Origin of the sequence: Tautonia plasticadhaerens (assembly GCF_007752535.1) — a bacterium.
Taxonomy (GTDB): Bacteria; Planctomycetota; Planctomycetia; order Isosphaerales; family Isosphaeraceae; genus Tautonia; species Tautonia plasticadhaerens.
Genome location: NZ_CP036426.1, coordinates 5690317 through 5705018 on the forward strand (window position 1 = coordinate 5690317; position 14702 = coordinate 5705018).

Annotated in this window: 10 protein-coding genes; 5 read left to right on the forward strand and 5 right to left on the reverse strand. The window is 70.1% G+C overall.

Annotated elements, in window-relative coordinates:
* Positions 1–203: 203 nt before the first annotated feature.
* From ElP_RS22760 to ElP_RS22770, 3 genes are all read right to left on the reverse strand, one after another.
* Positions 204–845 (reverse strand): SpoVG family protein, encoded by a 642-nt coding sequence (locus ElP_RS22760; protein WP_145273477.1) that lies wholly within the window; start codon positions 843–845, stop codon positions 204–206.
* 12 nt (positions 846–857) lie between these two features.
* Positions 858–1787 carry a 4-(cytidine 5'-diphospho)-2-C-methyl-D-erythritol kinase gene (gene ispE, locus ElP_RS22765; protein ID WP_145273482.1) on the reverse strand — a complete coding sequence of 310 codons (930 nt, stop codon included), beginning with the start codon at positions 1785–1787 and terminating at the stop codon, positions 858–860.
* A gap of 337 nt (positions 1788–2124) precedes the next feature.
* A complete protein-coding gene (locus ElP_RS22770) occupies positions 2125–2643 on the reverse strand; it encodes a tetratricopeptide repeat protein (RefSeq protein WP_145273485.1) in 519 nt (172 codons plus the stop codon).
* A gap of 268 nt (positions 2644–2911) precedes the next feature.
* Between ElP_RS22770 and htpG the strand changes: the two genes are divergently transcribed.
* The 3 genes from htpG to ElP_RS22785 all read left to right on the forward strand — a co-directional run bounded on the left by htpG (position 2912) and on the right by ElP_RS22785 (position 6633).
* Positions 2912–4792, forward strand: a complete 1881-nt coding sequence (gene htpG, locus ElP_RS22775) for a molecular chaperone HtpG (RefSeq protein WP_145273489.1) — start codon at positions 2912–2914, stop codon at positions 4790–4792.
* Positions 4793–4967: 175 nt separating this feature from the next.
* On the forward strand, positions 4968–5309 hold the full coding sequence (locus tag ElP_RS22780; RefSeq protein ID WP_145273492.1) for a DMT family protein: 342 nt from the start codon (positions 4968–4970) through the stop codon (positions 5307–5309).
* A 46-nt stretch (positions 5310–5355) separates the two neighbouring features.
* Entirely contained in the window at positions 5356–6633 is a 1278-nt protein-coding gene (locus ElP_RS22785) for an esterase/lipase family protein (RefSeq protein ID WP_145273495.1), read from the forward strand.
* A gap of 50 nt (positions 6634–6683) precedes the next feature.
* Here the strand turns inward: ElP_RS22785 and ElP_RS38530 are convergent, their stop codons facing one another.
* Entirely contained in the window at positions 6684–8615 is a 1932-nt protein-coding gene (locus ElP_RS38530; RefSeq protein ID WP_197446295.1) for a POT-type proton-dependent oligopeptide transporter, read from the reverse strand.
* Between the two features lie 888 nt (positions 8616–9503).
* Between ElP_RS38530 and ElP_RS22795 the strand changes: the two genes are divergently transcribed.
* Positions 9504–11639, forward strand: coding sequence for a S9 family peptidase (locus tag ElP_RS22795; RefSeq protein WP_145273498.1), 2136 nt, complete (start codon positions 9504–9506; stop codon positions 11637–11639).
* Here the strand turns inward: ElP_RS22795 and ElP_RS22800 are convergent.
* The gene (locus tag ElP_RS22800) at positions 11624–12838 is read right to left on the reverse strand and encodes a glycosyltransferase (protein WP_145273501.1); all 1215 of its coding nucleotides are present in this window, start codon (positions 12836–12838) and stop codon (positions 11624–11626) included. The two genes, ElP_RS22795 and ElP_RS22800, sit on opposite strands and share 16 nt — an antisense overlap.
* Positions 12839–13031: 193 nt before the next feature.
* Here ElP_RS22800 and ElP_RS22805 point away from each other — a divergent pair, with 193 nt between their 5' ends.
* A complete protein-coding gene (locus tag ElP_RS22805) occupies positions 13032–14687 on the forward strand; it encodes a formate--tetrahydrofolate ligase (protein ID WP_145273504.1) in 1656 nt (551 codons plus the stop codon).
* Positions 14688–14702: the final 15 nt, after the last annotated feature.

Here is a 14702-nt window from a genome sequence, read left to right on the forward strand (position 1 = left end):
TCGGACTTGAGCGCCGTCCCGAACCGGCCGGCCGGCCGTCCGGTCCCCTCGGCGGGATCGGCCCGGGCGGCCCCATCGAGGGACTGCCGGGGAGGCCCGACCCGGCGGGCTGCCGCGAGGGCCCGAAGCCGACGCGAAAACCCCCGCCCCCTCGCGATGTGGAGGGGACGGGGGTCGGTGGTCGTCGCCAGGGTTACGCTCGATCAGAGGCCGGAGCCGAACTCGGCGTCGCGATCGGCCGGGGCGTTCTGGGGACGGCCCTCGGACCGGGGGGCGACGTGCGGGCCACGGAGGACCGACTGCCCGCCCCGGGCGTGCTGGGTGTGGCTCCTCAGCGGGCCCCGACGCAGCGGCGGGCCCTGGGCCGAGGCCCCGGCCGGGCTCGAGGCCTCGTAGGGGTTGGCCGGGACCGTGTCGAAGTCCTCGTCGAAGTCGTCGTACCGGCAGGTGTAGCCCGGCATCTTCGAGCGCTCCAGCTCCTCGGCATAGTTGGCGAGCACGGAGGCCTGGATCTTCTCCCGGCAGGCCGAGTTGATCGGGTGGGCGATGTCGGCGTGCAGCTTGGCGCGGCCGTCGGCGTCGCGGAGCGCCCGGTTCTCGTCCAGTCGGGCGCCGCACTGGTTGCAGAACCGGGAGCGCAGGTGGTTCTTGGTGCCGCAGTGGTGGCAGCGGTCCGTCAGCTTGCGGGACGGCATGGCCACGAAGAAGCCCTTGGCCCCCTCGATGATCTTCAGGTCACGGATGACGAACATGTCGTCGAACGTGATGCTGCAGAAGGCCTGAAGCCGCTCGTTGCTGCCGGAGTTGTCCTCCATGAGCTTGATGCGCACTTCGGTGATTTCCACGGCCGTACTCCTTTACGCGGGGTGGGTATCTGGCTCAGGGACCGCACATCGGACGACCCGGATCGTCCCGATCCCGAGGTCGCCGAGCCGGCTGGCGGCGTCGGACGCCGCCTGGCGGTCGCGTGCGAGGCCGAAGTAGGCCGAGCCGCTGCCGCTCATCAGGTGTCCGTCAAGTGACGGAGTCAGGTCGATCAGGGCCGATCGGACCCGGCCCAGCGCCGGTTGGATCCGCTCGGCCACGGGTTGGAGCCGGTTGTGGAGGCATCGCCCCAACCGGGCCGGGTCGCCGCTGAGGAACGCGTCGACGGCCGGCCCGATCGGCACGGGCCGATCCGGCGGGGTCAGCCCGGCGTAGACGTCCGGCGTGCGGACCCCCACGCTCGGGCAGACGAGGACCGCGTGGAATTCGGGCGGGGATGATTCCGGATGAGAGTCCAGGGGCTCCACGCGTTCGCCCCGGCCCCGGCAGACGGCCGCCGGGGCGTCGAGGAAGAAACTCACGTCGCTGCCGATCAGGCCGGCCAGCTCCCGGAGCCGGCCGGGCGGGGTGTCCAGCCCCCAGAGGCGATCCAGGGCGACCAGCGTCGCCGCCGCGTCGCTCGACCCGCCCCCCAGGCCCGCCTGCGACGGGATCGACTTCTCCAGCCGGATCCGGGCGCCGAGCGTCGGGGAGCGATCCGGACCGGCCTCCAGCCTGAGCCGCTCGGCCGCCTTCACCACGAGGTTCCCCGGGCCCGTCGGCAGCCCCGGGTCGTCGCACTCCAGCGCGATCCGACCCGAGTCGTCGGCGAGGAAGGAGAGCCGGTCGTGGAGATCGATGGCGACCATCAACGTCTCAAGTTCGTGGTAGCCGTCCGGGCGCCTGCCCAGGACCTCCAGGAAGAGATTCAGCTTCGCCGGCGCGAGGACCTGCACGCCTCCGGCGATCGGACGGATGACCATCGGGCCATACCCCGGGTGATGACCCCCCGGCGGAGGGCCGTCGGGGGGCTTGGCTTCGGGATCGTCTCGAAGGCCCCGTCGAGATCCGGCTCGACCGGGGCGGCCCCCGCGGGTTCGCCCGGCTGCCCCAGGCATCGCCAGAGGACCGCCCGATTTTCCGCCGCGTCGGGCCCCGGCGACTCGCGTCGACCGGCGGTCCCGTCTCGTTCGGCGGCCGTTCTATAACGATCCCCAGAACCCCGCAATATAGAAAAAGTACAATCTCGGATTCGTGATCCGGCAGGCGACGGCAATTTTTCCAAAGTCGTCGTCCGGGGGGATCACGAGGGTGGTACCGTCACTTCCCCGGGCCTGCGAGGCGATCGGCCTGGCGTCGGACCCGGTCCGCCTCCTGCCGCCGGCTCATCCCCTCGTAGCACGACGCAAGCCCTTCGGCCGCCTCGAAAAAGGGCTTGTTGCCGGGCAGCTTCCTCGGCAACCTGACCTCGACCGATTTGGGAAGGGCGCGCTCGACCAGCTCGAAGGCGTAGCCGAAGTGCCCCCGAGCGAGGTTGTAATCCTTGTCCGCCTCCAAGGCGATTTTCCCGAGGGCGACGTGGATCCAGAGGTTGTCGCCGCACCCTTCCAGGGCGAATCGCAGGGCATCCCGGGCCCCTTCGGGGTCCCCGGCCTTCCAGAGTTCCATCCCCTCCTCGTAGTCGGCCCGACGCTGGAGGACGCATCGGGGGTGAACCAGCTCGTAATCCGAGGAGCCGGGGATCTGGCTCAGGCCGATCTTCGCCTGGCGGCTGCCGGGCCGATCGGGCTCGCCGCCGGGGATCGGCGTCCCGTCTCCGTTGCGTCGGTGCTGAGTCATCTGCGGCATCCTCCTCGGGATCCGGACCCGACCTGGGGTGCAAAGGGATGTCCCGTATCGTACGCCGGGACGCCCCCCGACGACAGGGACCGCCCGGGCCTCGCCTGTCATTCTGGCAGGGGGTCGATCCCGGGTCGATCTCCGTAAGACCTTGCTTGAAAATCACTTCAGCGATTTATTGAGTTCTGGCACGGGTCCTGCCCTGCGTTGGCGCCTGAGGCGCCGAGCGATCGGCCACCGTCGGGGACTTCGAGGGGGACATCGGGCCATGTCGACGTCGATCCGGGAGCCCGAGCAGTTCGCGTTCCGGGCCGAGATCACCCAACTGCTCCACTTGCTCGCCCATTCGCTCTACCAGAGCCGGGAGATCGCGCTCCGGGAGCTGATCTCCAACGCCTCCGACGCGCTGGACAAGATGCGGTACGTCGCCCTGACCGAGGAGGGCTACCGCGACCAGGCCGAGGGGCTGGGCATCCGGCTCGAAGGCCGGGACGACACCCGGGACCTGGTCGTCCGGGACAACGGCGTCGGCATGACCCGGGAGGAGCTGGTCGAGAACCTCGGGACGATCGCCCGGAGCGGGTCCCTGGAGTTCCTGAAGAACCTGGGAGAGTCCAAGGCGGATCTCTCGCTGATCGGCCAGTTCGGGGTCGGCTTCTACTCCGCCTTCATGCTGGCCGACCACGTGACCGTCCGGACCCGGAGCTACCGGGAGGGTCAGGGCCACGAGTGGCGTTCGGACGGCACCGGGCAATTCGAGATCCGGGCGATCGACAAGGAGGACCGCGGCACCGAGGTGATCCTCCACCTCAAGGACGACCTCCGGGATCTGACCAAGGACTACCGGATCAAGGGGGTGGTCCGCACCTATTCCCGGTTCATCCCGCACCCGATCCGCGTCGGCGACGAGGTCGTCAACGACGTGAGGCCGATCTGGGTCGAGCCCAAGGGCCAGGTCGGCGACGAGCAGCACGCGCAGTTCTACCAGCACCTCGCGCACCGGGCCGACGAGGCCCCGCTCTGGCACCTGCACCTGGCCGTCGATTCGCCGATCCAGTTCCGGGCCGTGCTGTATTGCCCCCGGACCAACGTCGAGCGCCTCGGCTTCGGCCGGTCCGAGCACGGCCTGAACCTGCTGGCCCGCCGCGTCCTGGTCCGGGACGACTGCCGGGACCTGCTGCCGGAGTACCTCCGGTTCCTCTACGGATTGGTCGACAGCGAGGACCTGCCGCTGAACGTCTCCCGGGAGACGTTGCAGGACAACACCGTCATCCGCCGGATCCGGGGCGCGCTGACCAAATCCGTCTTCGACCGCCTGGAGAAGCTCTCGGCCGACGATGCCGAGGCCTTCCGCACCTTCTACGACCAGTTCGGCCCGATCTTGAAGGAAGGGGTGGTGTCCGAGGCCGAGCATCGGGACCGGATCGCCCCGCTGCTCCGGTTCGCCTCCTCCCGGGACGAGTCGGGCAAGGAGACGACCTCGTTGAAGGAGTACGCCTCCCGCTGCCAGGAGGGCCAGAAGGCGATCTACTACCTGGGCGGCCCGGATCTGGCCTCGGTCCGCAAGTGCCCCAACCTCGAGATCTTCCGGCGCCGGGGGATCGAGGTCCTGTACCTCACCGACCCGATCGACGAGTTCGTGATGGCCTCGCTCGGCACCTTCGGGGGGAAGGAGCTGCGGTCGATCGACTCCGGGGACCTCGAACTCCCCGGCCCCGAGATCGAGACCCCGTCCGCCGAGGCCGGCGGCTCCGGCTTCTCCCGGGTCCTGGAGCTGTTCCGGGCCGCCCTGGGGGACCGCGTGGCCGAGGTCCGGGAGTCGAAGCGGCTCACCGACAGCCCCTGCTGCCTGGTCAACGCCTCGGGGGGGTTGAGCACCCAGATGCAACGCATCCTCCGCCAGGCCAACCGGGACTTCCCCGCCATCGGCCGGGTCCTGGAAGTGAACCCCGACGCCGCGCTCATCAAGCGGCTCGCCGAACTCTCGGCCAACCCGGCGAACGACCCGTTCGTCTCCTCCTGCGGCGTCCAGCTCTGGTCCAACGCGATGGCGATCGAGGGGACGCTCGCCGACCCCGAGGAGATGGTCGCCCGGGTCCAGGACCTGATGGAGCAGGCGGCGGCCGGCAAGTCGGCGATCATCCGGTGAATGGGACGGGCGGCGTCCCCCCGGCCTGATTCGCCGGGGGGAGTCGCCGGGAAACCTCGACTCCCCCGGGGTCCTGCCCCTCGCCTATGATTGGGTTCGTGGCGACGCTTCGGCCGGATCGGGGACGATTCGCACCCCGATCGGGGCCGGGCGAGGCATCGGGGACGAGTCGAGGATGAACCGGGTCTTCCTGCTGATCGTCGGGCTGACGGCGAGCAACGTCTTCATGACGATCGCCTGGTACGGGCACCTGAAGCATTTCAAGGGCCGCCCCTGGCTGATCGCCGCGCTGGTGAGCTGGCTGATCGCCTTCTTCGAGTACCTGATCCAGGTCCCGAGCAACCGGGTCGGCCACGAGGTCCTGAACGTCGGCCAGCTGAAGATCATCCAGGAGGTGATCACCCTCAGCGTCTTCGTGCCCTTCGCCCTGTTCTACCTCGGCGAGCCGATCCGCCTGAATTACCTCTGGGCGGGATTCTGCCTGCTGGGCGCCGTCTATTTCATCTTCCGGGCCTGACCCCGGGCCGAGGGCCCCGCCGGTCGACCACGCAGGACCCCGCGCCATGCCGCTGCTGACGCTCCTGATCGCCGCCGCCCTCCCGATCGGCCCGACCGGGGACGATCGGGCGACCCTCCGGGTGAGCGTGCCGCTGGACGACTCGGGAGAGGTCGACCTGTCGGGCCTCGTCTCGGCGCTCGCCCGGGAGGCCGGCATCGGCGACCCGTTCGGCGCCGACCCGGGCCGGCCTCGGGGGCCCATGCTTCCCGTCTCGGGCCTGGCGGGTTCGCTCACCCGGACGCTCCTGGAGGAGACGCTCGGCCCGGGCCTCTCCATCGAGGTCGGAGATGGGTCGATGGCGGTGATCGTGACGGGGGACGAGGCGGAGCTGGGCGGGAAGATCGGCTCCCTGACCGCCCGGACCCGGGCGGCCCTGGAGCGCCAGCCCCGGACCGGGTTCTTCGTCCGGCCCTCTTACCATGCGAACGACCCGACCCGGCCGACGGTCTGCCTCGTCCACGGCATCAACTCGCACTCCGGCTCCTTCGTCCACCTGATCCCGGTGCTGGAGCGGGCCGGATACGGCGTGGTCGTCTACGACTACCCGTTCAACCGGGATCTCGACGAGACGGCCCCCGCCTTCGTCGAGGCCTGGCTCGCGTTCCGGGCCGAGTCCGGCGACCGGCTCCCCTGGGCCATCCTCTCGCACTCGATGGGGGCCCTGCTGGCCCGGACCTACGTGGAAGGGGAGTCGTATCGGGGGGACGTGGCCGCCATGATCCTCATCGGCCCCCCGAACCGGGGGTCGGCGCTGGCCAGGGGCCAGGGGGTCCTCCAGTGGATCGACGGCCTCAAGGCGACCAGGGACGACCGGGGACGAGCCCTCGCCTCGATCGGCGACGGCATCGGCGAGGCGGCCGAGGACCTGGAGCCGGGCAGCGCCTTCCTCGAGCGATTGGGGGCGTCGGGGCCCCGGGAGGGGGTGCCCTACTACATCCTCGCCGGCGACGTCGGCTTCCTCTCGGCCCGGGCCAGGGAGCGGATCGAGTCGCAATACGCCCTCGTCGGGCGACGGGCGGGGCTGCTCGGCGGGCTCGCAGGGATGCTCGTCGGCGACCTGCCCGAGGTGCTCGACGTGCTGGCCGACGGCACCGGGGACGGCGCGGTGGCCGTCTCCTCGACCCTGCTCGACGGCGCCGCCGAGCACGTCGTCCTCCACGTCAACCACGTCGAGCTGATCCGGGGCCCCCTGTTCTTCCCCAACCCCGGGCCGGTCGCGTGCGCCCCGATCGTCCTCCGGTGGCTGGGAGAAGTCTTCGACGAGGGCCCGGCGCAACGCTGATCGCCGCGCCGGGCCCTCCTCGAATCGGTCGGACGGGGGGGCCGCCCCGGTCAATCCCCGGGGGGGACGCGGGCCTCGGCCGGTTCCCCAGGAGGGCCCGCCTCGGAGGCCTTGCGGGCCTCCTCCCGCTTCCAACGCTCGACCGCCTTGTTGAAGTTCCGGGCGATGAACAGGAAGGCGAACGTCACCGGGATCATGACCGCCGCCTCCAGGGCGAAGTACACCCAGGCCGGCATCGTCGGGTAGAGCGGGGTGATCCCCAGGTTGATCATGTTCCCGAGGTAGACCGTCAGCAGGAAGCACCCGGTCACGAACCCCTTCATCGTCGCCGGGGCCGCCGCGAAGGCCAGCTCCAGGCCGACGACAGAGATGCACAGCTCGGCGACCGTGACGATCACATACGCGAACACCTGCCAGAGCACCGAGGGCTTCGGCAGCGGCGCGATCTCGGGGTACTTCGCCTCCAGGGCGGCCAGGATCTCCGGCCCGTCGATCTCCGGCCGGACGACGTTCGGATATCGGGCCCGCAGGGCCTCCTCGACCCCCGACGCCCCGCCCCCGGCGAAGGCGATCCGATCGGCCTCCTGCGGGAAGGGAAGTCCGGCCACCTCATCCGTCGATTGGGCCGACGCGACCCGGCCCTCTGGGTCCCCCCCGGTCGCCCGGATCTGGGCCTCAATCTTCGCCCGGGCGTCGGCGTCCAGCGCCACGAAGTCGTAGCCGTCGGCGGCGTAGTTGGCGTAGATGCCCTCGGGAGAGAGCGGCAACTGGGGGACGAAGACCACCTTCGAGGGGTCGCTGATCTCCAGGCCCGCCACGTCGGCCACCGTGTCGATCCGGCTCATCCCCCCCGGGCCCGACTCGGCGATCGTCCGGACCTCGGGCGTGGCCTCGTCGTCGATCAGGACGAAGTGGTACCCGTCGTCGGCCAGCTCGTGCAGGGTCCGGTTCGCCAGGAAGGCCGGGACGGCCATGATCGCCATGCTCAGCCCGGTGCAGACGAAGCCGACGGTCATCTTGTCCGTCGCCCGCAGCGGCATCCCGGCCGAGGCGAAGGCGCGCCAGGTCAGGGTCACGATCGGCAGCAGGGCCAGCACGAAGACCGGGTTGAACCCCTGCACGCCGTCCGGGGCGATGGCGAACCCGAAGATGTCCAGGTCCAGCAGGTCCCGGGCGAAGAGGGTCCAGGTGCTGGCCTGCTGGTCGAAGATGCTCCAGAAGAAGCAGATCACGAAGAAGAGGCCGAAGATCCGGCCCACGACCTCCCGCTTCTGGGCCCGCTCCTCCGGCGTCGACGGACGGCGCTCGATCACCTCCACCGCGTAGTACTTCTTCCCCATCGCGAAGAAGATGAACGCCATCGCCATCAGGCCCGCCGGGAAGAGGAAGGCGATCGCGTAGCCGAATTCGTTGCGGAGCGCCGGCAGGGCGAAGGTGGAGATGGCCGAGCCGATGTTGATCGCCCCGTAGTAGATCGCGAAGGCGTCGCTGCGGAGCTGCTCCTGGCCCGGCCGCTTCTGGTCGTAGGTCAGCCCCATGAGCGTGGAGATGTTCGGCTTGATCACGCCGCTGCCCATCGCCAGCAGGGCCAGGGCGAAGATCAGGAAGGGGATCGTCTCCACGCCGAGGATGACGTGCCCCATGATGTAGGGGACCGAGAAGCCGACGATCGTCCAGTACTTGCCGAAGTAGTTGTCCGCGACGTAGCCGCCGATCAGGGGGAGGAAGTAGCAGGCGCCGATGAACAGGCTCATCCCGACCGCCGCGACCGAGTCCCCCAGGCCGAGCTGCGTGGACATGTACAGCAGCAGGATCGCCCGCATCCCGTAATACGAACTGCGTTCGGCCAGCTCCCCCCAGAAGATGAACCAGAACCCCCGGGGGTGCTGGGCCAAATATCCGAGGACGCCGCCCCCCGAGCCCTCGGCCCGATTGCCGTCGCCGTTCTCCGAGGCGGCGCCCGGGTACGATTCGTCGCTCATCAGTCACCTCCGGTGGTCGCGGCGCCCGAGCGGTCGGCGTCGGCCGGGGCCCGGTCGTCGGGCCGGCTCGGGGGGGGGAACGGTGGTCGCTCGGGTCGGGGGACGGTCGCAGGAGGGCGGGGCCCTCGGGCGTCGGAACGGCCCGGAGAGGAGGGGGCCCGACCCCGGCGGGGAGGCCGGATCGACCGACCGGCGTATCCTCCCAGAAGCCCGATGTGATTGCCAGGTCGTCCCGTCCCCGCCGACCTACCGATGCCCGACAGCCGGGCCCTTACGCCGACTCCCGGCCTTCGAGTATCGTGCTCCCCTGGCCGACCCGACGACCGGCCCATTTCTCGTCACCAGGAATCGCCATTTCCTCGATACTTTAGCAAGGGTGTTGCTCCCGTCGCGTGCCGTCCCGCCCGCTCGCCGAGAAGTCCGGGGCCCGTCGGACGCGATCCGGTGCTCCCGCCCCCGAGGGAAACGGCATCCCCGATCGTCCCCCGGTCGATTCCCCGAAACAAACCCGATCGAATGGCGAAACTTATTCTCGGAAAAAGGTTTGCGGAAAATGGCTCCGGCGCACCGGAGGCGCACCCAAGGCGCACGGGGGGCGCACCGGCTGCGCACGCCGGTGTCCCCGGGCGCGTTGCGTCATCCCCCCTCCCCCATCCGGCAGGATCGGGTGCGCCCCGGTTCGGGGAGGGGCTGGGCCCCGTCGCCCCGCCCCCGACCCCCGATCGTCGCCCGCAACCTGATCGCCCGGGGGGGACAGGGCATTTCCCCGAAACAAACGGGGTGAATCGACCAAACCCGAGTTAATTCCAGGAGTTCCGCCGTGGGAGGTTGGCGCACCCGGGCGCACCGGGAGGCGCACCCGAGGCGCACCGAGAGGCCCTGAGCACCATGACCCGTCTCGTCCCGCTGCTGCTGATCGCCGCCCTAGCCTTCACCGGCCGACTCTTCGCCGCCGGTCGGCCGATGACCGTCGACGACCTGCTGGCGGTCAAGACCGTGTCCGACCCCCAGGTCTCCCCCGACGGCACCCGGGTGGTGTACGTCGTCTCGGAGATCGATCGGGAGTCGAGCAAGTCGAACAGCGACCTCTGGCTCGTCCCGGTCTCCGGGGGCGAGCCGAAGCGGCTGACGACGGCGAAGGAGTCCGACTCCCACCCCCGATGGAGCCCCGACGGCTCGTCGATCGCCTTCCTCTCCTCCCGGGGGGGCTCCGCCCAGGTCTGGCTCCTGCCGATGGACGGCGGCGAGGCCCGGCAGCTCACGACCTTGCCGATCGACGTCGACGGCCCGATCTGGTCCCCCACCGGCGAGCACCTCGCCGTCGTCGCCCGGGTCTACCCCGGGATGAGCCCCGAGGAGACGGCGAAGAAGGACAAGGAACAGGCCGAGGCCAAGACGCAGGTCAAGGCGTATGACAACCTGATGGTCCGCCACTGGTCCTCGTGGGACGACGCCAAGCGGAGCCACCCTTTCGTGGTCGACGCGAAGACCGGGGAGGCCCGCGACCTGACCCCGGACCTCCCCGTCAACGTCCCCCCCCAGCCCTTCGGCGGCTCGTCGGATTACAGCTTCTCATCCGACGGCAAAACGCTCGCCTTCACCGCCGAGCCGCGCAAGGACCATCCCTGGTCGACCAACACCGACATCTGGCTCGTGTCGGTGGAGGGCGGCGAGCCGACGAACCTCACGGCCGACAACGAGGGGGCCGACGCCCAGCCGGCCTTCTCGCCCGACAGCTTCGCCCTCGCCTACCTCAGCCAGGCCCGAGGCGGGTTCGAGGCGGACCAGTGGGTGTTGAAGGCCATGTTCGACCCCGGCGGCGTGAGCCCCAGGGATGACAGCCGGGGTGACATCCGCCCGGGCTCGCCCCGCTTGCCCGACCCGATCCCGGTTACGAAGAGACTCGACCGTCCTGTCAACTCCTTCTCCTGGGTGGGCAACTGGGGGGGCAATGGGAAGCGCCCGTTCCTCGCGGTCATCGACGATGCCGGAAGCGTGTCGATCGCCGAGGTTGGCCTCAAGCCCATTACCGAGGGTAATATCATCTCCTGGGAGGGGGAAGCTCGCCGGATCGTGACCGGCCACGCCAACGGCTCGCCCCAGATGACCCCGGACGGCCAAACGATCGTCTTCACCCGGAGCGCCGCCCATAAACCGGCCGAGATCTACAGGGTCCCCGCCGAGGGCGGCGAGCCGGTGCAACTGACCCGCCACAATGACGACCTCGTCGCGCAACTCGACCTGAGCCCCGCCGAGTCGTTCACCTTCTCCGGGGCTGACGGCGACGAGGTGCAGGGCTGGCTCGTCCGGCCCCCGGGATTCGACAGATCAAAGAAGTACCCGGTGCTGTTCTTGATCCATGGCGGCCCGCAGGGGTCGTGGCACGACTCCTGGCACGCCCGCTGGAACCTCGGCCTGTTCGCCGCACCCGGATACGCCGTGGTGGCGATCAACCCGAGGGGCTCCACCGGCTTCGGTCAGGAGTTCACCGACCAGATCAGCACCGACTGGAGCGGCCGGGTTTACGAGGACCTGATGAAGGGCCTCGACCACGCCCTCGCCACCTACCCCTTCCTCGACGCGGAGAAGCTCGCCGCGGCCGGCGGCTCCTATGGCGGCTACATGGTCAACTGGATCGCCGGCCACTCCGACCGCTTTTCGGCCCTCATCTCCCACGCCGGCGTCTTCGACCTGCACAGCATGTACTTCACCACCGAGGAACTCTGGTTCCCCGAGTGGGAGTTCGGCGGCCCCCCCTGGACCAGCCCGGAGAACTATCAAGTCCACTCCCCCAGCAACTTCGTCGAGCACTTCGAGACGCCCACCCTGGTGATCCACGGCGCCCTCGACTTCCGGGTGCCCGACGCCCAGGGGCTCGGCATGTTTACCGCCTTGCAGCGACGGGGGGTGCCCAGCCGGTATGTCTTCTTCCCCGACGAGGGGCACTGGATCGCCAAGGTCGAGAACCGGGTCGTCTGGTGGGACGAGGTCCATTCCTGGCTGAAGCGCTACCTCGAACCCTGAACCGCCTCGACGGCCGGGACGCCGGAGACGATCCCCTTGAGGTGCTCGATGCGACGCCCGAAGGTCTTCTCGAACGTGTGCTGCCTGGCGAAGTCGAGCGACCGTTTCCCGGCCTCGACGATCGCCGGGCGGTCCTCGTGCAGCTCGGCAATCTTCCGGGCGAGCGGCTCGGGGCGGTCCATCGGCGTCGACCAGCCGACCTCGGAGGTGGCCACGATCCCCTCGAAGGCCTCGTTGTCGTACCCGGCGATCGGCACCCCGCAGCTCATCGTCTCCAGGTACGTGCAGGACGGGTCCCCCTGCCGGTGGCAGCAGACGAAGAGGTCCGTATCCCGGGTGACGAACGGGACCAGCTCCGACTTGAAGTCGAGGACGCCGAGCAGGCGCACCGAGTCCCCGAGGCCTTCGCGGTCGATCGCCTGGCGGATCTCCTCCTGTTGCTCGCCGCCCCCGCAGATCGACAGCTCGAAGGGGACGCCCAGCCGCGTCAGCTCCCGGGCGACCGGGACGAGGTGGTCGGCCCCCTTCATCGGGATCAGCCTGCCGGAGAAGACCAGCCTCAGGGGCTCTCCTGCCAGGCACGCCGAATGGCGGGCGGCCCGGTCCTGCTCGGGGGCGAGCATCTCCTCCCCGACCCGGGTGTCGAAGAACAGGAACGGCGAGGGGTTGATGTCCCGGTACGCCTCGAAGGTCGGCGTGCCGTTGCACTGGACCCCGTCGGCCAGGGCGATGGCGGCGCGCTGTTCCCGCTCCTGGGAGTACTGCCAGAGCGACCTCCTGAGGCGGAGCAGCGGGTTCCTCGTCGAGGCGTTCATGCCCTGGAGCCGGGTCTTCAGGGTGTACTCCGTGATGTACACGCAGCGTTTCCCCAGCTCCCGACAGGCCCGGGCCAGGTGGTTGGTCCGGTGCCCGACCCCGGCGAAGATCAGGTTGCCGTCCCGGAAACACGGGGAGTCGCCGATCCGGTCGTAATCGGCCAGGTCCAGGCGGAAGGGGAGTTCCGAGGGGTGGACCTCGATGTTGTCCAGGTTATTGGTCGCCTCCGGGATTTCCTCCATGACGACCGAGACCGGGCCGTCCCAGGACTTCAGGTATTCCAGGGTGCCGTCGAGGAACTTCCGGGTCAGCACGACCCGGCTGCCGGGTGCCCGGGCGGCCTGGAGGTTCGGCAGGATGACCAGCATCGGAGAATCGCCCATGGACCGCCCCGGATCGCACCTCGAAGCTTGCGTGCGACGCCCCGCCCGGGGGCGTCCGAACGGCTGGATTGTATCGGCCCCGCCGCCCCGTTGGTAATGTCTCTGCCGCCGGGGCCCGTCCCCGGCCCGATCGAGGATGATCCCCGGGTTCCTCGCCCGACCGCCCTCCATCCCCCGGACCCCGCACCGAACGATGCCCACCGCTGACCCCGGCCTCCGACCGATCGCCGACGTCGCCCGAGACCTCGGGATCGACGAATCCGCCCTGGAACCCTACGGCCGGGACAAGGCCAAGGTCCGGCTCTCGGCCCTGGAATCGGCCAGCTCCCGGCGCCCCCCCGGCAAGCTGATCCTCGTCTCCGCCATCACCCCGACCCCCGCCGGAGAGGGCAAGACGACCACCTCGATCGGCATGGCCCAGGGGCTCCGCCGGATCGGCAAGGACGCCTGCCTGGCGCTCCGTCAGCCCTCGATGGGCCCGGTCTTCGGCCGCAAGGGCGGGGCGACCGGCGGCGGGGCGAGCACGGTCGAGCCGTCGAACGTCATCAACCTCCAGTTCACCGGCGACTTCCACGCCATCACGGCCGCCCACAACCTGCTGGCCGCCGCGCTCGACAACCAGCTCCACTTCGGCCAGACCGCCATCGACCCCCGCCGATTGCTCTGGAAGCGGGCGATGGACATGAACGACCGCTCGCTGCGGCGGATCGTCGTCGGCTTGGGAGGCCCCGGGCAGGGCGTCCCCCGGGAAGCCGGCTTCGACATCACCGCCGCCAGCGAGGTGATGGCGATCCTCTGCCTGGCCGAGTCGTACCAGGACCTCCGGGCCCGGCTCGACCGCATCCTCGTTGGCTACGACCGGGAGGGCGGCCCGGTGCTCGCCTCCTCGGCCGGGGTCACCGGGGCGATGGTGGCGATCCTGAACGAGGCGTTGATGCCCAACCTCGTGCAGTCGGCCGAGGGGTCCCCCGCGTTCATCCACGGCGGGCCGTTCGCCAACATCGCCCACGGCTGCAACTCGGTGCTGGCGACCCGGATGGCCCTGGCCCACTCCGACTACGCCGTGACCGAGGCCGGCTTCGCCTTCGACCTGGGGGCCGAGAAGTTCTTCGACATCAAGTGCCGGTCCGCCGGCCTGAACCCGGCCGCCGTGGTCATCGTCGCCACCGTCCGGGCCCTGAAGATGCACGGCGGTGTCGGCCTCGACGAACTGACCCAGGCCGACCCTTCGGCCGTCGAGCGGGGGTTGGAGAACCTCGCCGCCCACCTCGACGCCGCCCGGCACTTCGGCAAGCCGGTCGTCGTTGCGATCAACCGTCGCAAGGAGGATACGGAGGGGGAGCTGGCCGTCATCCACGCCTTCTGCGAGGGGCTGCACGTCCCCTGCGCCACCGCCGACGTCTTCGGACACGGTGGCGCCGGGTCCACCGAGCTGGCCGAGATGGTCGTGGCCGCCGCCGACGGGCCGGAGACGCCCTATCGCCCCGTCTACGACCTCGACCTGACCCCCGAGGCTAAGATCGAGGCCATCGCCCGCTCGATCTACGGGGCCGACGGGATCACCTTCACCGCCGGGGCCCAGGCCAAGCTCCGCAAGGCCGAAAGGCTCGGCTTCGGGGAGCTGCCGATCTGCATGGCGAAGACCCAGGACTCGCTCTCGGACAACCCGAAGCTCCGGGGCCGACCCCGGGGGTTCTCGATCACCGTCCGGGACGTCGAGATCGCCGCCGGTGCCGGGTTCCTCGTGGCCCTGACCGGCGAGATCGTCCGGATGCCCGGGCTCCCCCGCCATCCGGCCGCCGGCCGGATCGACGTCGACGCGGAGGGCACGATCACCGGCCTCTCCTGACCCGGGCCCGGGCGG

Bases quoted from the DNA above. Each gene is read 5' to 3' on its own strand.
- ispE (WP_145273482.1), bottom strand. From the start codon at position 1,787: ATGGTCATCCGTCCGATCGCCGGAGGCGTGCAGGTCCTCGCGCCGGCG.
- ElP_RS22770 (WP_145273485.1), bottom strand. From the start codon at position 2,643: ATGACTCAGCACCGACGCAACGGAGACGGGACGCCGATCCCCGGCGGC.
- htpG (WP_145273489.1), top strand. From the start codon at position 2,912: ATGTCGACGTCGATCCGGGAGCCCGAGCAGTTCGCGTTCCGGGCCGAG.
- ElP_RS22780 (WP_145273492.1), top strand. From the start codon at position 4,968: ATGAACCGGGTCTTCCTGCTGATCGTCGGGCTGACGGCGAGCAACGTC.
- ElP_RS22785 (WP_145273495.1), top strand. From the start codon at position 5,356: ATGCCGCTGCTGACGCTCCTGATCGCCGCCGCCCTCCCGATCGGCCCG.
- ElP_RS38530 (WP_197446295.1), bottom strand. From the start codon at position 8,615: ATGAGCGACGAATCGTACCCGGGCGCCGCCTCGGAGAACGGCGACGGC.
- ElP_RS22795 (WP_145273498.1), top strand. From the start codon at position 9,504: ATGACCCGTCTCGTCCCGCTGCTGCTGATCGCCGCCCTAGCCTTCACC.
- ElP_RS22800 (WP_145273501.1), bottom strand. From the start codon at position 12,838: ATGGGCGATTCTCCGATGCTGGTCATCCTGCCGAACCTCCAGGCCGCC.
- ElP_RS22805 (WP_145273504.1), top strand. From the start codon at position 13,032: ATGCCCACCGCTGACCCCGGCCTCCGACCGATCGCCGACGTCGCCCGA.